Genomic DNA, 20,722 nt, shown 5'->3' with positions numbered 1-20,722 from the left:
AAGATATGGGGAGTAAGTTGAATGCGTCACGGTGATATCTCAAGTAGTCCAAATACAGTAGGTGTAGCAGTAGTGAACTATAAAATTCCACGCTTGCACACCAAAGCAGAAGTACTTGAGAATGCAAAAAAAATTGCTGAAATGTTGAAAGGGATTAAGCAAGGTATTCCTGGTATGGATCTCATTGTTTTCCCTGAATACAGCACCATGGGCATTATGTATGATCATGATGAAATGATGGCAACTGCAGCCACAATCCCAGGTGATGAAACAGCAATTTTCTCTCAAGCTTGTATTGAAGCAAATGTTTGGGGCGTATTCTCAATTACTGGGGAACAGCACGAAGAACACCCGCATAAAGTGCCATATAACACCTTAGTGCTCATCAATAACAAAGGTGAAATCGTTCAAAAATATCGCAAGATTATTCCATGGTGCCCAATTGAAGGCTGGTGCCCTGGAGATACGACTTATGTGACAGAAGGCCCTAAGGGCATCAAGATGTCACTCATTATCTGTGACGACGGCAATTACCCTGAAATTTGGCGCGACTGTGCGATGAAAGGTGCTGAACTTGTAGTGCGATGCCAAGGTTATATGTACCCGGCTGATGAGCAGCAAATCAATATGGCCAAATGTATGGCTTGGGCAAATAACGTTTATGTCGCTGTTGCCAATTGTACTGGTTTTGATGGGGTGTATACCTACTTTGGACATTCGGCAGTGGTCGGCTTTGACGGACGTACATTAGGTGAATGTGGTACGGAAGAAAATGGTATCCAATACGCACAGTTATCACTCACAGAAATACGTGATGCACGTAAATACGATCAATCACAAAACCACTTGTTCAAGCTGCTACACCGTGGCTATACAGGCGTATACAACAATGGTGATGGTGATAAAGGGGTTGCCGATTGTCCATTCGACTTCTACAAGACATGGGTCTTAGACGCACAAAAAGCACAGGAAAATGTTGAGCAGTTTACGCGTTCAACCATTGGCGTTGCAGAGTGCCCAATTGGCAACTTACCTCACGAAGGGTTAGAGAAAGAAGCTTCTTAAAGAAGCTTCGTCCGACTTGATTTCAGGAGGTTTCGAACATGACATTTGCCAGTGACCGTATACATGCCAATCAGGAAAGTTTGGCAAAACAACGCTATGACATGCAAAGCAAGGAATGTATTGCACGTACTTCCCGATTCAGTTTTGAACCAGATGCCGTGATGACCCATCTACGTGAACATATTATTGGACAAGAAGCCGCACTTGATGAAATTGAAAATATGCTCACCACAGTGAAAGCAGATTTTAACGCAGCTCATCGTCCTTTAAGTGTCACACTGATGTTAGGTCCTACCGGTGTAGGAAAAACTGAAACAGTCCGCCTCATTGCTGAAGCGATACACGGTAAAGCTGATGCATTCTGCCGAATTGATATGAATACATTGGCACAAGAGCATTATGCAGCCGCCCTGACAGGTGCCCCACCAGGCTATGTCGGCTCTAAAGAAGGAAATACTTTATTCGATGAAGCCCTGATTCAAGGGAATTTCTCCAAACCTGGCATTGTTCTCTTTGATGAAATTGAAAAAGCCAGTACTGAAGTCATTCGAGGGCTACTCAATGTGCTTGAAACAGGAACTTTAAAATTAACTGCGGGTACAAAGGTTTTAGACTTTAAAAACTGCATGATTTTTATGACCAGTAATGTAGGTGCCAAAGATGCTCAAAATCGTCTGAAACAACTCAGTCAATTACCAAAACCACTCCAGAATTTAGCCAAGCATTTGAAATTAGATGACAGTGAAATCACGACAAAAGCACTCGATAAAAAGTTTGATCCTGAGTTTCTAAATCGCATTGAGCGAATCTTACATTATCAGCCAGTTGAATCTGATTTTGCTGCAACCTTAGTCCAACTCGAAATTGACAAAATGAACCAACGTCTAAAAAAGCAAAGTCGAACCATTGCTTTGACCGATGCTGCCATTCGATTCCTAAGTTCAGGACATGATGTTCGATTTGGTGCTCGGGGTTTAAGCCGTCGTTTTAAAGTGTTAGTTGAACCTGAACTCGCGAAAGCTTTTCTAAACAACAAGCACATTAGTGAATTCATCATCGATTACGACAATACGAAGCTTCAAATTCAGATGATTGAGCCTGCAGTGAAACAACTTGATCCGTTACTGATACACGAAGCATCACAACAACACTGAGACCTAAACTTTATTTGACCTCAATACAGGGGATACATTATGCAACATATTAAAATCAAACCAGGAGTTCCACTTGCGGAGCAAGCCGAAATTGGTCACAACCGTTGGCACCCAGACTTACCTTTTCTGACATCAGTAAAACCTGGTGAAGAAATTCTGATTGAAAGTTTGGATTTCCTTGATGCACAAATTAAAGATACTGACGATATTTCTGATGTTAAAAATGTGGATTTAACACGTGCTCATCCTTTAACAGGGCCATTCTATGTTGAAGGTGCAGAACCAGGTGATTTGTTGGTCATTGATCTACTAGACATTCAACCGATTTCTGATGTGGGTTTTTCGGGTGTTTTTGCCAAGGAAAATGGTGGTGGTTTCTTGGCGGACTATTTCCCAGAGGCAGATAAAGCCATTTGGGATTTGAAAGGTTTATTTGCAACTTCACGTCATATCCCTGGTGTACGTATTGCAGGTTTAAAACATCCTGGCTTGATGGGAACCCTACCATCACATGATTTACTGAAAGAATGGAATCGCCGTGAAGCATTGCTCGTTCCTAAAGGTCAAGCAAACCCTCCTGATCCACGTACAGCCGTTCTGCGTGGTGTAAAAGGCCCCGAATTTGATCGTATGGCGGCTGAAGCTGCACGCACAGTTCCTCCACGTGAACATGGGGGTAACACAGACATTAAAGACCTTGCTGCAGGAAGCCGTATTTACTTCCCTGTTTATCAAAAAGGTGCTGGCTTCTCAATGGGCGACCTCCACTTCTCACAAGGTGATGGTGAAATTGGTTTCTGTGGTGCGATAGAAATGGATGGCGTTACACGTGTCGGTTTCGATTTAATCAAAGGTGGGATGGAAAAATACAATATTGATTCACCTATCTTTGTTCCAAGCAATGTGCGTCCAAATTATGATCAATGGCTGACTTTCGAAGGGATCAGTGTTGAAGATGGTGTAAATCACTATCTCGATGCGACAGTGGCTTACCGCCAAGCATGTTTAAAAGCCATTAAGTATCTTGAAAACTTTGGCTTTACTGGGTCACAAGCCTACATGTTACTTACCGCTGCACCGGTTGAAGGTCGTATCGGAGGTATTGTAGATATTCCAAACTGTGCATGTACCGTCTCACTCCCAACCTCTATTTTTGAACAAAATATCTTGCCGCAAGGTGCTTTAAATGACGATAAATTTTGGGGGCATAAACGCTAATTAGCGCATTATTGTTGTTACAGGTTTCACCATTTTACGGGGTAGCTTGAGTAAGCATGCGAGCTACCTCCTTTTTAACTTTTAAACATGCGCATGCTTAAAAATAAGTAGGAGCACGACCATGCCATTATACGATTTCCGCTGTGATCACTGCGAAGGAATTTTTGAACAACGTGTGCCTATTTCTAGGATTGCAACTGACACCATCGAATGTAAATACTGCCAACAACAAACCTTAGCAAAACCGATGATAACTGGCAGACAACAAATCAACATGAAGACCAAATGGCGCCCAGGGTCAGGCGCAGAACAACTTGCAGGACCTTTAGTCGGCGGTCCAGGTACCAATAAAAATAGTTCACGCAGTTCAGTGCTACACAATTGTCGTGGTGTGAATTGTTCACTCTGTGAAGTATAAAAAAGCCCGCAGATGCGGGCTTTAATGCTCGTGTCTACGGACAATTAAACGACTAATTCAGCTAAGTTGCCTTTTTGTTCCAACCATTCTTTACGATCACTTGCGCGTTTCTTGGCTAATAATTTATCTAATAAACCTGAAGTAAAATGCACATCATCCAAATCTAGTTGCACCAAACGACGAGTATTGGGATCCAATGTTGTTTCACGGAGCTGACTTGCATTCATCTCACCCAAACCTTTAAATCGTGTGATTTGTGGGGATTTAGTTTTGGCTTTTTTCAATATGCCTTCTAATTCTGCTTCATCAAGCGCGTAATGCACATCTTTACCGTCATCAATACGGAATAAAGGTGGCATCGCAACAAATAAGTGCCCTGCTTCAACTAGACTTGGGAAGTGCTTCACAAATAATGCACATAGTAAAGTCGCAATATGTAATCCATCTGAGTCTGCATCGGCAAGAATACAGATCTTGCCATAGCGAAGTTCAGACAAATCATCAGAACCCGGATCGACTCCTATTGCGATTGCAATATTATGAACCTCTTGAGAAGCAAGTACTTCATCTGAAGAGACTTCCCAAGTGTTTAAAATTTTTCCGCGGATCGGCATAATCGCTTGGAAATTCTTATCACGCGCCTGTTTGGCAGATCCTCCAGCAGAATCACCTTCCACAATAAATAGTTCTGACTCTTCCAAACTATGTCCCACACAATCAGATAATTTGCCTGGTAAAGTGGGACCTGAAACGATTTTTTTGCGCTCAACTTTCTTCGCTGCTTTTAAACGACGTCCCGCTTTTGAAATCGCCATTTCAGCCAATTGCATTGCAATTTCAGAGTTTTGATTCAACCATAAGGCAAAAGCATCTTTTGCGATGTTCTGCACAATCGCAGAGGCTTCACGACTTGAAAGACGCTCTTTGGTTTGACCTGAAAATTGTGGCTCTTGAAATTTCAAAGACAGAATATAGTTCACGCCATCCCATACATCTTCCGCTGAAAGCTTCATATTACGTGGTAAGAGATTACGTAACTCACAGAACTCACGGATCGCATCCGTCACACCTGAACGAAGACCATTCACATGTGTGCCACCTTGCGCCGTTGGAATCAAGTTCACATAAGATTCTTGAATGCTCTCTCCGCCTTCAACATTCCAACAAATCGCAAACTCCGCACTGGCACGTTCCGCGTCACCTGTAGCGACAAATGCAGGCATAGGGATGATTTCACGATCTTCCAACTCATCCATCAAATAATCGACGAGACCATTTTCAAACTGCCAAGTGATCTTTTCGTCGTTAATTTCATCAACATAATTGATTTGTAAGCCAGCAGCTAATACCGCCTTCGCTTTTAAATTGTGTTTAAGTGCCTTTAATGCAAATTTAGGTGAATCAAAATATTTCGCTTCAGGCCAAAAGTGAACTGAGGTACCCGATGCACGTTTAGGTGCTTCACCTTCCAGAACTTCAAGTGGTGCCGTTGCTTCACCTTGCTCAAAGGCCATTTTGTACAAATTACCTTGGCGCTGAACTTGGACTTCCACACGTGTGGAAAGCGCATTTACAACAGAAATACCAACCCCGTGCAAACCACCAGAGAATTGATAATTATCTGTGCTGAATTTCCCGCCTGCATGCAGTTTAGTCAGAATGATTTCAATGCCGCTTTGACCATATTCAGGATGAATATCAACTGGCATACCACGCCCGTTATCTTCTACTGACAATGAACCATCTTTATACACAGTCACTGTAATTTTATTCGCGTGTCCTGCCAATGCTTCATCGACCGCATTATCAATGACCTCTTGCGCCAAATGGTTTGGACGTGTGGTATCGGTATACATGCCTGGACGACGGCGTACAGGATCTAAACCAGATAAGACTTCAAGGGATTGGGCCGTATATTGAGACACGTTGAATTGTTTCCTTATTTTAAGCTGTCAGCTAAAAACTGATATACCAAGGGTATTTTATCCGCGAAATCATCCATCGCGTGATTGCCATATGTTTCTGTAATGAGGAACGCTTGATGACCATCGCAATTATAATAACGTTCCGCTTCACGATAATCCAAAACTTCATCACCTTGTTGTAACAAGACCAAGATTTTGTCTGCATCTTGCACAAACGGAACTGCCATATGCTCCAATTGATCAAGCTGAGCTTCATCTAACGACCAATTCGCAGTGACTGGATAAGGAAACTGCGCCGTTGAAAACAAGTTTCTAAATAATTTCCATGGTTGCATAGCGGGATTAATCAGTACAGCTGCGACTCCATGTTTCGCGGCAAGCTGCGTCGCATAAAATCCACCTAAACTGCTCCCAATCAAAACGACATTTGACATAGACTCGATGAGTGTCGAAATCGAAGTAATGACCTGATCAGGCGGCATATTTAAATCGGGCAAATGCACTTGTACATGTTCATGTCTTTCAAAATACTGACGAATCAGTTGCCCTTTAATCGAAAAAGGACTACTTTGAAATCCATGTAGATAGATAATATTCATGAACTGATTAATTGCATTTTCCTCAAAATTGTTCTAATTTTTATTGTGAATCATATCACATATTTGTTTCTCTTTTGTACGATAACAAATATTGTCAGACAAAAAAATTAGAGCCGATCTGAAATCAAAGTTATCTTAAAAATTGTTCGGGATGAACAACATAAGATAAATACAAGGAATTTTATACAGTGATCATTGCTAAAAATAAAGTGTCTTTAGATGATCATGCACTATCAGGATAAGACTAGATGCCGAGTTTAACGCCACTACATGAAACCTATTGTAAATGGGATCGATCTCCTCCGAGTCAGGCCGATGTGCTTGAAGGTTTGGCACAACTGGTCAGCACTCCAATTAACCTTGCTGTTCAAAATCTCATTCAATCACTTCAACGTGAAGTGCTCTTAACCGTATTTGGTTTAAGTAAAAAAACATCAAAAGAATTTCAAAAGAAAACCTACGTTCGAAAGTTATATAAATTTTCATATGACACGCTTCTAAATTACGGAAATTATTTGGTCGCACCAGCCCTGCGCAAAATCATTGATCAATTTCCGAAACTCCATGATAAACCCCTCACGCCAAAAATGATTTTTTTGGTCAGTGCTCTTAATGGCGTGATTGGCGACTATTTACTCAAAAATCAAAATCCGTTGGCGATTACCAGTAATCTGTATGATCACTATGGAGAGTTACAACAGGGTGACCTGTCAGGTCGTGTCGTGATCTTTTGCCATGGTCTGTGCATGAATCATCTTGATTGGACCAATCGCAACTATGGCGGTATTGGTGAAAAACTGCTTGCACAACGCGACAACAACACCATGCTTTATTTGCATTACAACACTGGTCGCAGAATTTCAGCGAATGGTCGTTCGTTGGCCAATATGCTTGAAGACTTGGTAAAGCGCAATCCACGTATCACCAGCCTTGATTTAATCGGTCACAGTATGGGTGGTTTGGTTTCTCGAAGTGCTTTGTTTTATGGTAAACAAAATCTCCATCAATGGTTTCACATGGCAGAGAATTTGGTCTGCTTAGGTTCTCCACATCATGGTGCAGTTCTAGAACGTATTGGCTTTGCCGTTCAAGAAAAAATTGGACACTTTCCCGTCATCAAGTTAGCCAGCCACATTGTGAATATTCGCAGTGATGGTATTTTGGATTTACGCCATGGTAGTGTCCGTGATGATGACTGGGAACACAATCACGCTCGTATTGGCATGATGGATGATAATCGTAAACCTGCACCGCTGCCTTCACATATCAATACATTCCTAGTAGCTGGAACAATTGAGTTTGAAAATCGTAAAAATCGTACACTCAAAGTCATTGGCGATTACTTAGTGAGTGTGCAAAGTGCTTTGGGTGAGCATCCAAATCCGCGATTCCAACTGAAATTGCCAGAATCACATAAAGCGGTGTTCTACGGGCTCAATCATATGGAAATTCAATACCATTCCAGTGTTGCTGAGCAAATCGTTAAATGGTTCTATCCACATCACGATGAATTAGCTGAAGAGCAAATCCGTAAATATTTAATCAAATTAGAAAGCATGGAAGGAATCGTAGAAACCTGACCATCTTCAATAAAAAAGCCAACTATTAGTTGGCTTTTTTATTTTAAGCAGGATACTTTCTGAATAACTGCCAAATCGAGATGATCAGCAAAATACTAAAAAATACCAAAGACCACACAGGTAAAGACTGACCTAGGAAAGTCCAGTCTACTACCGCACATTCGCCTGATCCTGACAGCACTTGTTGAAGCACTGTTTTAAGCGGCAAAGCATCTACCAAATAATCTAAACCAGGCCCACAACTTGGCACTTTATCTGGAGGTAAACTCTGCAGCCAGACATGACGTGCAGCAACACCCGCTGACCATAAAATCGATAATGTCCCTAGGAAAGCATATGCTCGTTTTAAACCATTACGGACGGGATTGTGTAGAACCGCAATAAAAGAAATCAGTCCCAGTCCGATCAGACCTAACCGTTGAAATACACACAATGGACAAGGCTCAAGTCCTTGGACATGTTCGAGATACAACGCGAAGGCCATTCCAATCACACTGGCTACAAACAACAGACCACTCACCATGCGATAATTTTGCCACTGCATATACTTTCCTCAATATTTTTATCGATATGCTTTTAGATATTCTTTAAAGCTTAAACTAGACTCTGCTTCCAACTGTTGTTGCTGCTCAAGTGATTGCACTGTAAGTTGTTCAAAATAGGTGACTTTATCCTGAGATAACACATAATTTTGATAATGATCAGCATGTTGATGCGCGAGCACACTACCTAAGCTCCAAGTACCACTATGTTTTAGTGTATCTTCTACTATTTTCGCAGAGAAGGTTTCATCCACTTCATCTACTCGTGATTGCATAATTTGCATTGCATCAGAATACAACGAGGTCGAGTGAGCTTTATCTAACGTTTCTGCTAAAGGCTGCATCTGTTTGAGATATTGATTTGCCCATGTCTCAATTTCAATTGATTGACCATTTTCAACAATGGCAGCATTTGGGGCACGCCCACGATTCACAACTTCTTGCTGGTTTTGTTCAATCACTTCAAGTTCATCATCTAGCAGCTCAGGACTGTCTTTTAATAAACAATAAAGCGCTAATACCTCTAGGAAGCCTGCAGTATCTTCATTGATACCAATTGGGCTGTATGGATTCACATCTACTGCGCGTAATTCAACATACCCTACCCCACGGTTTGCTAATGCATCAGATGGTGTTTCACCAGACTGTGGTACTTGTTTAGGACGTACAAGACTATAGTACTCGTTTTCAATTTGCAGTACGTGATCATTAATTTGGATCGGCTCACCCGCTTCGTCATCTAATCCCAAACGACTGAAAGCAGCATAAGATGTTTTCACCGCCTTTTGTAAACCTGCTAAATATCCTTTCAAATCATTGTAATGAATACCTAACTCTTTCTGCGCCGAGTTTTGATATCCAAAGCGCCCCATACGCAATGCAGTGGCATATGGCAAATACAATGTTCCCTTAATTAAAGGCAATAAATGATGTTCACGACCCGTCATAAAACAACGACAGACTGATGGGCTTGCACCTATCAGGAACATAACCAATGGGGTTAAACGAATGAAATTTCGAATTAAAGCGAAATATCGATGGCTGCGATAATCCTGCAAACTGAGCTGTTTTAAAGCTTCATCTTGCTCGTTTGCTTGCAACTGCTCAAACAACGCATCAGGGAATGAAACATTGTAATGTACACCTGAAATCGTCTGCATACGACGACCATAACGTACACCTAAACCACGGCGGTATAAAGTTTTGAATTTACCGATATTGGATGAGCCATATTGCGCAAGACGAATGCTTTCTTCTTCATCATCCAACATACATGGCATCGACATTGGCCATAGCTTTTCACCATCTTCTAGGTGTCGATGGGTGAAAGCATGAATATCTTCTAAGTAGCTTAATGCTTCAGAAATTGAAGATTGAGGAGGCGTAATAAACTCAAGTAAGGCTTCAGAATAATCTGTCGTAATATGAGGATGAGTTAACGCAGAGCCTAAACCCTTAGGATGATCTTTCTTGGAGATAAAGCCATCACTTTGCATCCTTAGGCTTTCGCGCTCAATGCCTCGTAACATACCTTTAAACACCGTCGAATCCACCCAATTTGGTAAAATTGTTTCAGAGAGCGCTTCGGGTTGACTCATTACTTACTCGCTTATCTAGAAGAACGACTGAGATAAAAAATTATTGATTTATATCAAGTATACCGTGATTTATATTCCCAAATGCAGTTTGCATATACATTTCAGTTGGATAAACCTTTTATTTTGGCAAATTTTTAACACAATCTTAGTCTTTAAGACATCTGAAATTTGTGATTTTATTGCAGAATAAATGCTAACAAACTGTAAAGAATATGAATTATCACAACGTTATAGATTTTTGGTTCAGTGCTGAAACTCAACCGCATTGGTTTGCGAAAAGCTATGCTTTCGATCAACTTATTCAAGCGCAATTTGGTCACACCATCCAACAAGCTGCCGCAGGCGAACTATGGACATGGCGGGAAACTGCTTTAGGACGCTTAGCAGAAATCATTGTCTTGGATCAATTTTCTCGTAATGTTTATCGTGGCAAAGCTGAATCTTTTGCCCAAGATCCATTAGCACTTGGGCTAGCTCAAGAAGCGGTTCGTCTTGGTTTAGATCTCGAACTGGAACCTGAACAACGTAGCTTTTTATATATGCCTTTCATGCATAGCGAATCAAAAATCATTCACACTCAAGCGCTTCGTTTGTTTGAGGCATTAGGCAACCCTGTAAATTTAGACTTTGAGAAAAAGCATCAAGTCATCATTGAACGTTTCGGCCGCTATCCTCATCGTAATGAAATTTTAAATCGTCTCTCTACGCCTGAGGAAATAGAATTCTTAAAACAGCCAAACAGTAGCTTCTAAATTGATATTGACACAACAGACTTCAGGAGAGCGAAATGAAAAACTTATGCATGATTTTGGGATTATCTGGCATGCTCTTGCTGTCTGGTTGTGTCACGACGCCAAGTAAACCGCGTACATTTGATCAGCTTGGGCAATTCGCAACTATTCCCTTGAACCAATCAACGTATCGTATTAGTTTTCAAGGCTCATCTAACATGAGCTATGGTACAGCTGAAGAAATAACCTTACTTAAAGCTGCACAAACAACGGTCAAACAGGGCTTTCATTTTTTTAAAGTCCAAGATGATCCAAGCAATCGCACACAACAACCACCTCGTCAAGCTGTGGTTTATTCCAATCCTTACCCGTATGGTTATGGATATCGTAGACATCCTATGTTCTTTGATCCTTTTTATGATGTGCCACAGGTGGTCAGTTTAGAACCAGTTCAAGTAGCCTATACCATCACCTGTTTTAAAGATCAAAAAACAGCACCTCAAGATGCTTTTGATGCACGTTTAATTTTACAGGCCTTAGGGTCTAAATATGGTTTAAGTGCTACAGGCGACGTACTGCCTGTACAAACACAGCCTTCTCAATCACAATAAAATAATATTAATACAACAGCTTACATAGGAATTATGCATGAGTGCATCACCAACAATGACTACCCCTAGTCTGGATCGAAGCAAACGGTTTGCCATGATCGCACTGGTTGTCGCTGTATTGGCTTGGATATCGCTCATGGTGGCTGCCAAAATTTTTCCAGAATATGTTTGGCTTATTCATATTTTAATGTTGTCTGCTGAAGCAGGTGTGGTTGGTGGTTTAGCAGATTGGTATGCCATTACGGTTTTGTTTCGGAACCCATTCGGCCGTATCCCTATTCCTAAGTTTTTAAAAGATCACACCGAAATTATTCCACGTAACAAAGCGCGTATTGCAGAATCCATGGGACGTTTTGTTCAAGAAAACTTCCTATCGCCACAGATTGTGGCAAAAAGCTTGAGTCAAACAGATGTGAGTTTGGCAGTAGGACAATGGCTAGCCAATCCAGATAACAATCGTCAAGTGACTCAAGTGATTCAACAGACAGTGCCTAAAGTTTTTGAGTTTGTTGGACAAGAACAAGTCGGTAGGTTTATTCAAACTAACAGTGTGCAATGGGTAAAGAACACTCAAATCAATACCCTGGCCAGTGAAATGATTCGTGCCGTATTAGAAAATGACTTCCACCAAGATGTTTTACAACGTGGTCTCGATGTTGCGCACGGTTGGGTGACTTCACATCCTGAACAAACTCGGGAGCTAACCCGCACCCTATTTAAAGAACTCGGAGTGTGGCGTTTAGCCAAAGGCGCAAGTTGGATCGGTATCGATGTTCAACAAAGAACGATTGACTCTTTAATAGAGCGTGTCGAGTCAATGTTGGCAGATCCAGAGCATCCATGGCGTCAAAAAATTGAGAGTATTGCACAGCATTTAATGACTGAACTGGCAAATCCTGAAAGTCAGGCGAGTCTTAAATTAAATGAAACTAAAAATGCATTGTTAGATAGTCCTCAAGTTTTAAATTTTATTACTGGTGCCGTCGTCATTCTGTGCAATGCCATTCGTGAAGATTTGGAGAAAGCAGATTCAGGTATAGCTGAAAATTTACGTGTTGCGATTCAACAAGTCGGTCAAAACATCATTTCCAATCCTGCATTACGCCAATTATTAAATGAAAAAATGAGTTCAATGGCAGTCAATCTCAGTGATCAATACAGCGAAAAAGTCATTTTATTTATCAGTGAACGCATTCACGAATGGGACTCACGAGAAATGATTGATAAAATTGAAAATGAAGTCGGTGGTGACTTACATATGATTCGCGTCAACGGTGTTGTCGTTGGTGCATTTATCGGTTTAGTGTTAGGGATCATCCGAGCAGCAGTTGAATTTTTGATTTAACTTAGAAATGAAATTTAAATTTGGTCGCTGACTAAAATTGAATTCATTGTGAATTGACGTCATCAAAAAGCCCATTTGTGCATGAATGGGCTGTATTTATTATTCTTAATCCATTTAAAGAACTAAGCTATCACTAGAGTCATTCCTATCTGCTTCATCTTATATAAACCATAATAATATTATAAGGTTACATAATTTTTTTACGATTTAAATGTGAAATAATATCTTGATAAGAGTCTACTTTACAAAAATAAGCTGGGGAGTTCTTTCTCACGTCTTCTGAGGGTTGAAATAAAAAACCATAATCAACTAAATGCAACATCGAAAAATCATTGAATGCATCACCGATCGCAATACTATTGGTCATTGAAACGTTTTCTTTTTGGAACTTTACAATAATTTCATGTTTCCCTTTATCTCGTGTATACAGAACATTTTCTATAAATCCATCTGGTCCAATTTCTAAGTGATGACAATATGTATTTTTAACAGGAAGATTTAATTTTTCAAAAAAGGGAAATAAAAACTCATAAAAGCAATCTGAAATAATGTTAACTTCAAAATTTTCAGCCTTTTGCAAATATTCTAAAAACTCCTTAGCATCTGGAATGACATCCAGTTCTTTAATGTCATCGATTAATTGTTTTAAAGGAATTTTATTTTCTTTCAGTAAATTAATTCTGAATTCCATCAGAGACTTATAGTCTGCAACTTCTCGAGTTGTAATCGCCAACTCTGGGATATTGTATACATTTGAAAAGTGTTTCCATATTTCAGGGACAAGAACACCTTCCATATCGATAAAAGCCATCTTTTTCATATTGCTACCCTATTATTGAAATTTAGCAAACAGAAGTGCTATCCCTAGCAGACATAATACAGTTCCAATCACTCTGTTAATCTGTACTTGCTTAGCTAACATTTTCTGTCTTAAAACAATCGATGAAAAAAGCAAAGCCACCAATCCAAACCATAAAAAATGAGCAAAAGACATAAATAGCCCATAACCGACCAGAATCGCTTTCGGCGTACTCACACTGATGATCTGAGTGTATGTACTAATCACAAATAAAGTCGTTTTAGGATTAAGTGCATTGGTGAAAAAGCCATATTTCACTGCTTGAAAAGGATTAATTGCAGCAGTTGATGACGTCTCGACAACCGGACTTTGTACAAAAGTTTTATAACCGATATAGATGAGATAGATGGCTCCAATATACTTCACAATATTTAGAATTTGAGGTGTATACGCCATGACAAATGCGACAGCAATAAGCGTATAAGTCACATGAATCAAAACACCTAAAGAAATTCCCAGTGAAGTGAGAACACCTATCCTTCTACCATATAAGTAACTGTTTTTTGTCACGATAGCAAAATCAGCACCAGGACTCACAACAGCGAGTATGGTGATGAGAATAACTGCTATAAACTCACCCATTCATTATGCCTTTTTAAACGTGATCACTAATACATCTCTTAATCCAGTATCACCCAACGTAAAATCATTGACTTTGATTTCCGTTACGCTGTGATAGACCTGATGATCATCCACAAGTGCGATATCTAAAAAATTTTCAAGCATAAATTCTGCTTTCAAATTCTTATTTAAGTCATAAATTCGGGTCATTCCACCCTGAACATTTTGACGGTTGATCATGGCCATTAAAACGAAATCCACCCCATCTCGATGTATCCCCTCAGGGGTTGGCTTACCACTATCGTTAAATTTTGCTTCAATGCGAAATTGATGCGCTTCGATAAACCAATTTTCAGTTTCAATTTCTGAAAAGGTGAGATATGCGAATTGTAGTAAATTTCTAAAAATTGGATTTTCAATTGTATTTTTATCAATCTCTGAAAAATATCTCGCAATTCCACCATTCAAAGTGTTGTATTCAATCGTCTGAAAATGAGGAATATAAGAATTTTTCAGTAAAATTTTATGCTTATCATTAATAGTAAAAGTTGCATGTTTTCTTGTTCGATATTTACCTTTATCCGACATAAATTGATCTAAATCTAGAGCGTTCCAACTGTCTATAAAATCACTGACATCTTGCTCATTAACATCGTGAAAATTATTATTTTTCTGTATTTCTTGGAATGTATTTAAATCAATAAACGCATAACCCTTTTTGATTATCTCTTTTGAATATGTGTATTCATGGAGATGCTGCTTGTTAAATGGACTGAATTTTAATATATTTTCCATTGTATTAGCTTTATTTTGCTTTTGGTAATCTTCATTTTGAACAAAAGTTAAAAAAATAAAATCAATAAAATCGACTAAAAATATATGAGTTTTTGGAATGATAGAAAAAATATCTTTGAATTCACTGAAGTTTTTTTATTTTGTCGCTAAATACAGCAGTGTCACGATTGCAGCAAAGAAATTATTTGTTACGCAAAGTGCCGTCAGTAAGCAAATTTACAATCTCGAAGAAATATTAAATATCACATTATTTGAACGACGAAATAAAACCTTGATACTCACCAAAGAAGGAGAAACTCTTTTTCATTGCGCTCAGAATATTTTCAATCAATTGGATGATTGTTTAATTGGACTAACTCAAAATAAAACTGAAAACAAACAATTGGTACTGTCCTGTGAACCAACCATTTCGATGAAGTGGTTAATTCCACGACTTGTTGAATTTAAAAAACTTGGACATGATTTTGAAGTGGTTTTGCTCACAGGTGGTGGTGTAGTCGACTTTGAAAAAGATAATATCGATATCGCAATACGAAGAAATGATTTTGAATGGGGATCGCATCTGTTTAGTGAGAAAATTGGCGATGAATATATTGTGGCAGTCCAAGCATCTCACCACCCTAAAACCAAAGAATTGTTAATTTCTAAATCACGCCCTTATTTTTCAAAAAAATTACACCAATTGGATGAACTCAAAGATATTCTGAAGAAACATTCCAAAATAGAATTAGAGCATTTTTACTTATGTTTAGAAGGCTGCTTGGCTGGCCTAGGAAAGACGATCATTTCTATCTACATGATTGAAAAAGAATTAGAGCTCAAGTCTGTAAAAAAAATAACACCAATTCTTCAGGATGGTTCTGCCTATTATCTACTGTCCCATACTAGATTTATTGAAGATCCTCGGAAGATTATTTTTTTAAATTGGTTAAAAAATGAAATGAAACAAAGTCAGATCAATCATTTTTAACATGAGATCACATAGATCATCTAAGGTTTTAAACTTAATTGAAGATCATTAGAATCTTATGAAAATTAAAACGAATATGTCGCAGATATTTGTATTTAGTGCAGGCATTTCAACTGCTAAACTACGAAGAAACGGGCTAAATATTACTATCCAGCATGATTAAAATTGAATCTAAATTACCAGACTTAGGTGTCACTATTTTTAGCGTGATGTCAGCACTCGCCCAAAAGTTGAACGCGTTAAATCTTTCTCAAGGTTTTCCTGATTTTCCACCTCCTCCTGAATTAATTGCAGCTTTAGCTCAAGCCACACAACAAGGCTATAACCAATATCCACCTGGTGACGGTCTGCTGAGTTTAAGACAAAAAATTGCAGCCCAATTCTGCCAACGAGACCAAGTCGATTTAGACCCGATCAGCGAAATCACCATTACACCTGGTGCAACGACTGCAATTTTGTGTGCGATTCAAGCTGTTGTAAATGCTGGAGATGAAGTAATTATTTTCGATCCTGCTTATGATAGTTATGCACCTGCAGTGAAACTCGCTGGGGCGCAAGCGATCCATATCAACTTGGTACATCCAGACTTCCATGTTGACTGGAATGTGGTGAAAGATCGAATAAATGAACGAACGCGATTAATCATTGTAAATACACCACATAATCCCTCAGGTGCAATTTGGTCCAAGCAAGATTGGCAACAACTGATCGAGTTGATTCAGGATAAAAACATTTGTGTACTATCTGACGAGGTCTATGAACATTTAGTGTTTGATGGTCAACAACATTATTCTGCGCTTAGTTTTCCTGAACTTCGAGATCGTAGTTTTGTGATTGGTTCATTCGGAAAAACGTTTCATGTTACTGGTTGGAAAACTGGATATTGCGTTGCACCTCAGGCACTGATGAAAGTATTTCGTCAAATTTATCAATTTGCCAATTTCTGTGGTGTCCATCCGATTCAAATCGCGCTTAATCAATTCATCGAACAACATCCTGAACATATTTTAGATCTCCCCAATTTTTATCAAGCTAAACGTGACTTATTCATCCATGGAATTCAACATTCAAAATTTCAATATGTGCCGTCACCAGGAACTTATTTTCAAAACTTAGATTTCAGTACACTAAGACCTGAGCTCACAGATATAGAAATGTGCCAATATCTTGCAGAACAACACAAACTGGTAGCGATTCCTATATCAGTGTTTTATCAACAGCCACCTCAAGATCTGAAGCTCATTCGGGTCTGTTTTGCAAAACGAGAGGAAACCTTGCATCTTGCAGGAGAAATTTTAACGAAGGTTCAATCACAATAACGAAAAGAGACGAGACGGATTACTTTATTACTAAAGCAATTTGAATGATAAGGTGCTAAGGTCAATCCGTTGATATAGAAAACAATAATGGATAAGACTTATATATGGCGAGAACCTTACGGCCGATTGATGAACCTGGTTTCTGGAAAGTTTTTTTAGTTTTTTTAGTTCCGCTGATTGCAACCAATATCCTGCAAAATTTATCCGGCACAATTAATACGATCTTCGTCGGGCAAATGATGGGCGTTCAAGCAATTGCTGCTGTTTCCGTCTTCTTCCCTATTTTGTTCTGTCTCTTGGCTTTTGTAATTGGGCTTTCGGCTGGCTCGACGGTATTGGTTGGTCAAGCGTGGGGAGCACAAAATTTAGAAAAAGTAAGAGCGGTTGTCGGCTCTACTATTTTTATGACATTGATCGGCGGGACGATTATTGCCATTTTAGGTGTTCTATCTGCACGCCACATTCTTGAGGCCTTGGGCACAGACCCAAGTGTCATGCATTTATCTTTGCCTTATGTTCAATGGATGTTAGCAGGTAGCCCACTCCTTTTTATTTATATTATTTATACCTCTATCTTACGTGGTGTCGGTGATAGCATTACACCTCTCATCGCTTTGGGAATGACCAGTTTAATTGGGCTCTTTATTACCCCTGTTCTCATCGCTGGATATTTTGGATTTCCTCAATTGGGTATCATTGCACCTGCCATCGCCACGATTGTGGGTTATCTGGCCGTGCTTATTTTTCTGTACGTTTATTTAAATAAAAAAAATCATCCATTACGTCCAGATTTAGCAATGTGTAAACATGTACGCCACAATCCTGAACTAAGCAAAATTATTCTCAGGCTTGGCGTTCCTACTGGCATTCAAATGGTCACGACTTCTGTGGCAGGTTTAGTCATTGTCGGCTTGGTCAATCGCTATGGTTCAGAAGCAACAGCTGCTTATGGCGCAGTCAATCAGGTTTTGAACTATATCCAATTCCCTGCTCTGTCTATCGCAATTGCCGCTTCTATTTTTGGGGCTCAAGCGATTGGTGCAGGTAAAGCGGATTCTTTATCACGTGTAACTAAAACAGCACTGGGCATGAATTTTGTCTTTACAGGCGGGCTCGTAATCTTGGCTTATTTGTTCTCAAAATATCTCATGGCATTATTTATTACAGATGATAAAGTTGTGATACTCGGGCAACAATTATTGTTTATTGTGCTGTGGTCAATTTTATTTTTTGGCGCGAGTGCTATTTTCGCCTCAATTATGCGTGCAAGTGGCACTGTCACTATGCCAATGATCATCAATATAGTGGCCATACTTTGTATAGAACTCCCAGCAGCTTATCTATTTAGCGCATGGTGGGGGCTGGCGGGAATCTGGTACGCCTATGCTTTGGCTTTCGTTTGCTTATGTGTGATGCAAGGTTTGTATTATCAATTTGTTTGGAAAAAGAAAACTGTCCAAGTACTGATTTAAATTAGAAATCAGGAAAATAAAAAACCCGCATGACGCGGGTTTTTTTAACGATTATTTAGAATCGAAACGTTTACTCATTTTAGTCGCAAATGCAGTCACTTTTTGATAGCCCGTTGGCATCACACGTTGCATCAAATCAATCACTTTCGCATCGTTGCCAATCAGTAAACGACGGCGATCTTTTTGTACTGCTTCTAGAATTTGACGCGCTGCTTCTTCAGGTGGACAACGTAATAACTTATCAAATGTCTGTGCAGATTTCTGTGGATTCATGCCCAAAGATTTTAAACTGTCATTCATTTTTGCAGCTTTCGCAATATTGGTACGAATGCCACCTGGATGTACGCACAGCGCGCTCACACCCACATTTTCAATATCTAGCTCTTGACGAAGAGATTCAGTGAAACCACGTACAGCAAATTTAGTTGCATTATAAGCAGACTGAGTGGGTTGCGCAGTTAAACCGAATAAACTTGAAATGTTGATAATGTGTCCATCACCTGTTTTTTTAATATACGGTAAAAATTCTTTAGTGCCGTACACGACACCCCAAAAGTTAATATTAACAATCCATTCCAACTCTTCGTATGTTGCGCCTTCAACGGTCGAACCCAATGCCACCCCAGCATTGTTGAAAATCATGTTCACTGAACCATGATTCTGTACAGTTTCAGCCGCCCATGCTTTAACTTCGTCACGATTCGCAACATCTACTTTCTTGGTTGTGACTCGTACATTTGCATTCTTCGTCAGTTCAACTGTTTCTGCTAAGCCCTTTTCATTTACGTCACTTAAAGACAAATGACAACCTTGCTTAGCCAGTAACACTGCAAGTTGTTGACCAATACCAGAACCTGCACCTGTGATTGCAGCCACTTTGTTTTTAAAATTTTTCATTGTGAATCCTTTTTTTGATTTTTATGCACCACAGCGTTGATCTGGGTCATTCATGTTCACTATAATTTTGACAATTATTATTGTCAATGTAACTATCGACCATTTTTATTGTTACTATAGGCCAATTTAGTATCTTTAGCTGATCAGTACTCTATACTGACCGCAGCATAACACTTTTATAAAAAGACTCGAATTGCTATGAACCCAGAGAACCTCACTCCATCAGAACACGAGCAAGCGATTGAAAAGCCTCCCGCAAAAGAGCGTCAATTTAAAGGGATGTCCTTAACTGAACGCAAACAAGCACGCCGTGAGAAACTTATTGAAGCGGGTATTGAAGCATATGGAACTCATGGTTTTTTCTCAGTAACCGTTAAAGATATTTGCACACAAGCGAAATTAACTGAACGTTACTTTTATGAATCTTTTAAGAAAAGTGAAAACTTATTCCAAACGATCTTTTTAGAACTGATTGAGAAGCTTCAACAAACATTAATGCAAGCTATTATGAAAGCCTCTCCTGAGCCTCTAAACATGATTGATGCAGGTCTAAATGCGTTCTTTAGTTTTTTAGAAGATGATCCGCGTACCGCTCGGATTATTTATATTGATGCAATGCTCGTCCAAGAACTTCATAATCATGCAACCATTCAAGAAACAATGGGCCGTTTCGACCGAATGATTCATGCCTTTGTCACATTAATGATGCCACATACCCATCTCACTGAAAAAGAGATCTCCTTGATTGCAACTGGTCTAAATGGCTATGTCACTCAAGTTGCTGTTCGCTGGGTAGTAGGTGGTTTTAAACTTCCACGTGCTGAGGTCGTTCAGGCATGTAAAACCGTTTTTCTCGCCCTATTGAATGATCTAATGAAAAAGTAGCATCAAATTAAGATGAAGAAATTGTGACAAATCGTAAGTAAATTTAAGATATTGATTTAATTTTAGATTAATAAATATCAATGAGACAAAATATCAGCCTAATTGTCACAAAACATTGCTATATTTAACTTCGATTTCCATCTTGCAATGATACTGTCATAATTAATCTTTGTAATAA

At 39.3% G+C, this 20,722-nt stretch carries 20 protein-coding genes; 12 read left to right on the top strand and 8 right to left on the bottom strand.

Annotated elements, in window-relative coordinates:
* The first annotated feature begins 21 nt into the window (after positions 1 to 21).
* From AC1M86_RS02700 to AC1M86_RS02685, 4 genes are all read left to right on the top strand, one after another.
* On the top strand, positions 22 to 1,065 hold the full coding sequence (locus tag AC1M86_RS02700) for an aliphatic amidase (RefSeq protein WP_035264753.1): 1,044 nt from the start codon (positions 22 to 24) through the stop codon (positions 1,063 to 1,065).
* A 38-nt stretch (positions 1,066 to 1,103) separates the two neighbouring features.
* A complete protein-coding gene (locus AC1M86_RS02695) occupies positions 1,104 to 2,219 on the top strand; it encodes an AAA family ATPase (RefSeq protein ID WP_481607186.1) in 1,116 nt (371 codons plus the stop codon).
* A 39-nt stretch (positions 2,220 to 2,258) separates the two neighbouring features.
* Positions 2,259 to 3,437, top strand: coding sequence for a formamidase (gene fmdA, locus AC1M86_RS02690; RefSeq protein ID WP_092766540.1), 1,179 nt, complete (start codon positions 2,259 to 2,261; stop codon positions 3,435 to 3,437).
* Positions 3,438 to 3,558: 121 nt separating this feature from the next.
* On the top strand, positions 3,559 to 3,855 hold the full coding sequence (locus tag AC1M86_RS02685) for an FmdB family zinc ribbon protein (RefSeq protein WP_481607185.1): 297 nt from the start codon (positions 3,559 to 3,561) through the stop codon (positions 3,853 to 3,855).
* Positions 3,856 to 3,899: 44 nt separating this feature from the next.
* Here AC1M86_RS02685 and parE read toward each other — a convergent pair whose 3' ends face one another.
* Together parE and AC1M86_RS02675 are read right to left on the bottom strand one after the other, a co-directional pair.
* Positions 3,900 to 5,780, bottom strand: a complete 1,881-nt coding sequence (gene parE / locus AC1M86_RS02680) for a DNA topoisomerase IV subunit B (RefSeq protein WP_481607184.1) — start codon at positions 5,778 to 5,780, stop codon at positions 3,900 to 3,902.
* A gap of 14 nt (positions 5,781 to 5,794) precedes the next feature.
* Positions 5,795 to 6,379 carry a YqiA/YcfP family alpha/beta fold hydrolase gene (locus tag AC1M86_RS02675; RefSeq protein ID WP_035264764.1) on the bottom strand — a complete coding sequence of 195 codons (585 nt, stop codon included), beginning with the start codon at positions 6,377 to 6,379 and terminating at the stop codon, positions 5,795 to 5,797.
* Between the two features lie 248 nt (positions 6,380 to 6,627).
* On the opposite strand from AC1M86_RS02675, the gene AC1M86_RS02670 reads away from it, so the two are divergent.
* On the top strand, positions 6,628 to 7,959 hold the full coding sequence (locus AC1M86_RS02670) for a PGAP1-like alpha/beta domain-containing protein (protein ID WP_481607183.1): 1,332 nt from the start codon (positions 6,628 to 6,630) through the stop codon (positions 7,957 to 7,959).
* Positions 7,960 to 8,002: 43 nt separating this feature from the next.
* Here AC1M86_RS02670 and AC1M86_RS02665 read toward each other — a convergent pair whose 3' ends face one another.
* Together AC1M86_RS02665 and gshA are read right to left on the bottom strand one after the other, a co-directional pair.
* Positions 8,003 to 8,503, bottom strand: coding sequence for a disulfide bond formation protein B (locus tag AC1M86_RS02665; protein ID WP_180028388.1), 501 nt, complete (start codon positions 8,501 to 8,503; stop codon positions 8,003 to 8,005).
* A gap of 18 nt (positions 8,504 to 8,521) precedes the next feature.
* A complete protein-coding gene (gene gshA / locus AC1M86_RS02660; RefSeq protein WP_481607182.1) occupies positions 8,522 to 10,099 on the bottom strand; it encodes a glutamate--cysteine ligase in 1,578 nt (525 codons plus the stop codon).
* A gap of 212 nt (positions 10,100 to 10,311) precedes the next feature.
* Between gshA and AC1M86_RS02655 the strand changes: the two genes are divergently transcribed.
* From AC1M86_RS02655 to AC1M86_RS02645, 3 genes are read left to right on the top strand one after another with little or no spacing between them, the layout of a single operon-like run.
* The gene (locus AC1M86_RS02655; RefSeq protein ID WP_481607181.1) at positions 10,312 to 10,851 is read left to right on the top strand and encodes a DUF924 family protein; all 540 of its coding nucleotides are present in this window, start codon (positions 10,312 to 10,314) and stop codon (positions 10,849 to 10,851) included.
* A gap of 35 nt (positions 10,852 to 10,886) precedes the next feature.
* A complete protein-coding gene (locus AC1M86_RS02650; protein WP_481607180.1) occupies positions 10,887 to 11,441 on the top strand; it encodes a CC0125/CC1285 family lipoprotein in 555 nt (184 codons plus the stop codon).
* A gap of 37 nt (positions 11,442 to 11,478) precedes the next feature.
* Positions 11,479 to 12,786 (top strand): DUF445 domain-containing protein, encoded by a 1,308-nt coding sequence (locus AC1M86_RS02645; protein WP_092766548.1) that lies wholly within the window; start codon positions 11,479 to 11,481, stop codon positions 12,784 to 12,786.
* Between the two features lie 187 nt (positions 12,787 to 12,973).
* Here AC1M86_RS02645 and thrH read toward each other — a convergent pair whose 3' ends face one another.
* Genes thrH through AC1M86_RS02630 form a run of 3 tightly spaced genes read right to left on the bottom strand, consistent with a single transcriptional unit; the run spans position 12,974 to position 15,001 of the window.
* Positions 12,974 to 13,606: a bifunctional phosphoserine phosphatase/homoserine phosphotransferase ThrH gene (gene thrH, locus AC1M86_RS02640; protein ID WP_092766549.1), complete on the bottom strand. Its 633-nt coding sequence runs from the start codon at positions 13,604 to 13,606 to the stop codon at positions 12,974 to 12,976.
* A gap of 12 nt (positions 13,607 to 13,618) precedes the next feature.
* Positions 13,619 to 14,227 carry a LysE family translocator gene (locus AC1M86_RS02635; protein WP_035264787.1) on the bottom strand — a complete coding sequence of 203 codons (609 nt, stop codon included), beginning with the start codon at positions 14,225 to 14,227 and terminating at the stop codon, positions 13,619 to 13,621.
* A 3-nt stretch (positions 14,228 to 14,230) separates the two neighbouring features.
* Positions 14,231 to 15,001, bottom strand: coding sequence for a 2OG-Fe dioxygenase family protein (locus tag AC1M86_RS02630; RefSeq protein WP_035264789.1), 771 nt, complete (start codon positions 14,999 to 15,001; stop codon positions 14,231 to 14,233).
* 97 nt (positions 15,002 to 15,098) lie between these two features.
* Here AC1M86_RS02630 and AC1M86_RS02625 point away from each other — a divergent pair, with 97 nt between their 5' ends.
* From AC1M86_RS02625 to AC1M86_RS02615, 3 genes are all read left to right on the top strand, one after another.
* The gene (locus AC1M86_RS02625) at positions 15,099 to 15,971 is read left to right on the top strand and encodes a LysR family transcriptional regulator (RefSeq protein WP_035264791.1); all 873 of its coding nucleotides are present in this window, start codon (positions 15,099 to 15,101) and stop codon (positions 15,969 to 15,971) included.
* A gap of 155 nt (positions 15,972 to 16,126) precedes the next feature.
* Positions 16,127 to 17,290 carry a methionine aminotransferase gene (locus AC1M86_RS02620; RefSeq protein WP_481595706.1) on the top strand — a complete coding sequence of 388 codons (1,164 nt, stop codon included), beginning with the start codon at positions 16,127 to 16,129 and terminating at the stop codon, positions 17,288 to 17,290.
* 104 nt (positions 17,291 to 17,394) lie between these two features.
* A complete protein-coding gene (locus AC1M86_RS02615; protein WP_035264795.1) occupies positions 17,395 to 18,762 on the top strand; it encodes an MATE family efflux transporter in 1,368 nt (455 codons plus the stop codon).
* A gap of 51 nt (positions 18,763 to 18,813) precedes the next feature.
* Here AC1M86_RS02615 and AC1M86_RS02610 read toward each other — a convergent pair whose 3' ends face one another.
* A complete protein-coding gene (locus AC1M86_RS02610; RefSeq protein ID WP_035264797.1) occupies positions 18,814 to 19,659 on the bottom strand; it encodes an SDR family NAD(P)-dependent oxidoreductase in 846 nt (281 codons plus the stop codon).
* Positions 19,660 to 19,857: 198 nt separating this feature from the next.
* Between AC1M86_RS02610 and AC1M86_RS02605 the strand changes: the two genes are divergently transcribed.
* A complete protein-coding gene (locus AC1M86_RS02605; RefSeq protein ID WP_035264798.1) occupies positions 19,858 to 20,544 on the top strand; it encodes a TetR/AcrR family transcriptional regulator in 687 nt (228 codons plus the stop codon).
* Positions 20,545 to 20,722: the final 178 nt, after the last annotated feature.

This window comes from Acinetobacter sp. ANC_7654, assembly GCF_056779855.1.
Note: the sequence above shows the minus strand (reverse complement) of the source record. Positions and strands in the feature narration are given on the sequence as shown.

Coding starts and splice junctions, on each gene's coding strand:
- AC1M86_RS02605 (WP_035264798.1), top strand. CDS start 19,858: ATGAACCCAGAGAACCTCACTCCATCAGAACACGAGCAAGCGATTGAA.
- AC1M86_RS02620 (WP_481595706.1), top strand. CDS start 16,127: ATGATTAAAATTGAATCTAAATTACCAGACTTAGGTGTCACTATTTTT.
- AC1M86_RS02675 (WP_035264764.1), bottom strand. CDS start 6,379: ATGAATATTATCTATCTACATGGATTTCAAAGTAGTCCTTTTTCGATT.
- AC1M86_RS02615 (WP_035264795.1), top strand. CDS start 17,395: ATGGCGAGAACCTTACGGCCGATTGATGAACCTGGTTTCTGGAAAGTT.
- AC1M86_RS02610 (WP_035264797.1), bottom strand. CDS start 19,659: ATGAAAAATTTTAAAAACAAAGTGGCTGCAATCACAGGTGCAGGTTCT.
- AC1M86_RS02700 (WP_035264753.1), top strand. CDS start 22: ATGCGTCACGGTGATATCTCAAGTAGTCCAAATACAGTAGGTGTAGCA.
- AC1M86_RS02655 (WP_481607181.1), top strand. CDS start 10,312: ATGAATTATCACAACGTTATAGATTTTTGGTTCAGTGCTGAAACTCAA.
- gshA (WP_481607182.1), bottom strand. CDS start 10,099: ATGAGTCAACCCGAAGCGCTCTCTGAAACAATTTTACCAAATTGGGTG.
- AC1M86_RS02695 (WP_481607186.1), top strand. CDS start 1,104: ATGACATTTGCCAGTGACCGTATACATGCCAATCAGGAAAGTTTGGCA.
- AC1M86_RS02625 (WP_035264791.1), top strand. CDS start 15,099: ATGATAGAAAAAATATCTTTGAATTCACTGAAGTTTTTTTATTTTGTC.
- AC1M86_RS02635 (WP_035264787.1), bottom strand. CDS start 14,227: ATGGGTGAGTTTATAGCAGTTATTCTCATCACCATACTCGCTGTTGTG.
- thrH (WP_092766549.1), bottom strand. CDS start 13,606: ATGAAAAAGATGGCTTTTATCGATATGGAAGGTGTTCTTGTCCCTGAA.
- AC1M86_RS02650 (WP_481607180.1), top strand. CDS start 10,887: ATGAAAAACTTATGCATGATTTTGGGATTATCTGGCATGCTCTTGCTG.
- AC1M86_RS02685 (WP_481607185.1), top strand. CDS start 3,559: ATGCCATTATACGATTTCCGCTGTGATCACTGCGAAGGAATTTTTGAA.
- AC1M86_RS02630 (WP_035264789.1), bottom strand. CDS start 15,001: ATGGAAAATATATTAAAATTCAGTCCATTTAACAAGCAGCATCTCCAT.
- AC1M86_RS02670 (WP_481607183.1), top strand. CDS start 6,628: ATGCCGAGTTTAACGCCACTACATGAAACCTATTGTAAATGGGATCGA.
- AC1M86_RS02645 (WP_092766548.1), top strand. CDS start 11,479: ATGAGTGCATCACCAACAATGACTACCCCTAGTCTGGATCGAAGCAAA.
- AC1M86_RS02665 (WP_180028388.1), bottom strand. CDS start 8,503: ATGCAGTGGCAAAATTATCGCATGGTGAGTGGTCTGTTGTTTGTAGCC.
- fmdA (WP_092766540.1), top strand. CDS start 2,259: ATGCAACATATTAAAATCAAACCAGGAGTTCCACTTGCGGAGCAAGCC.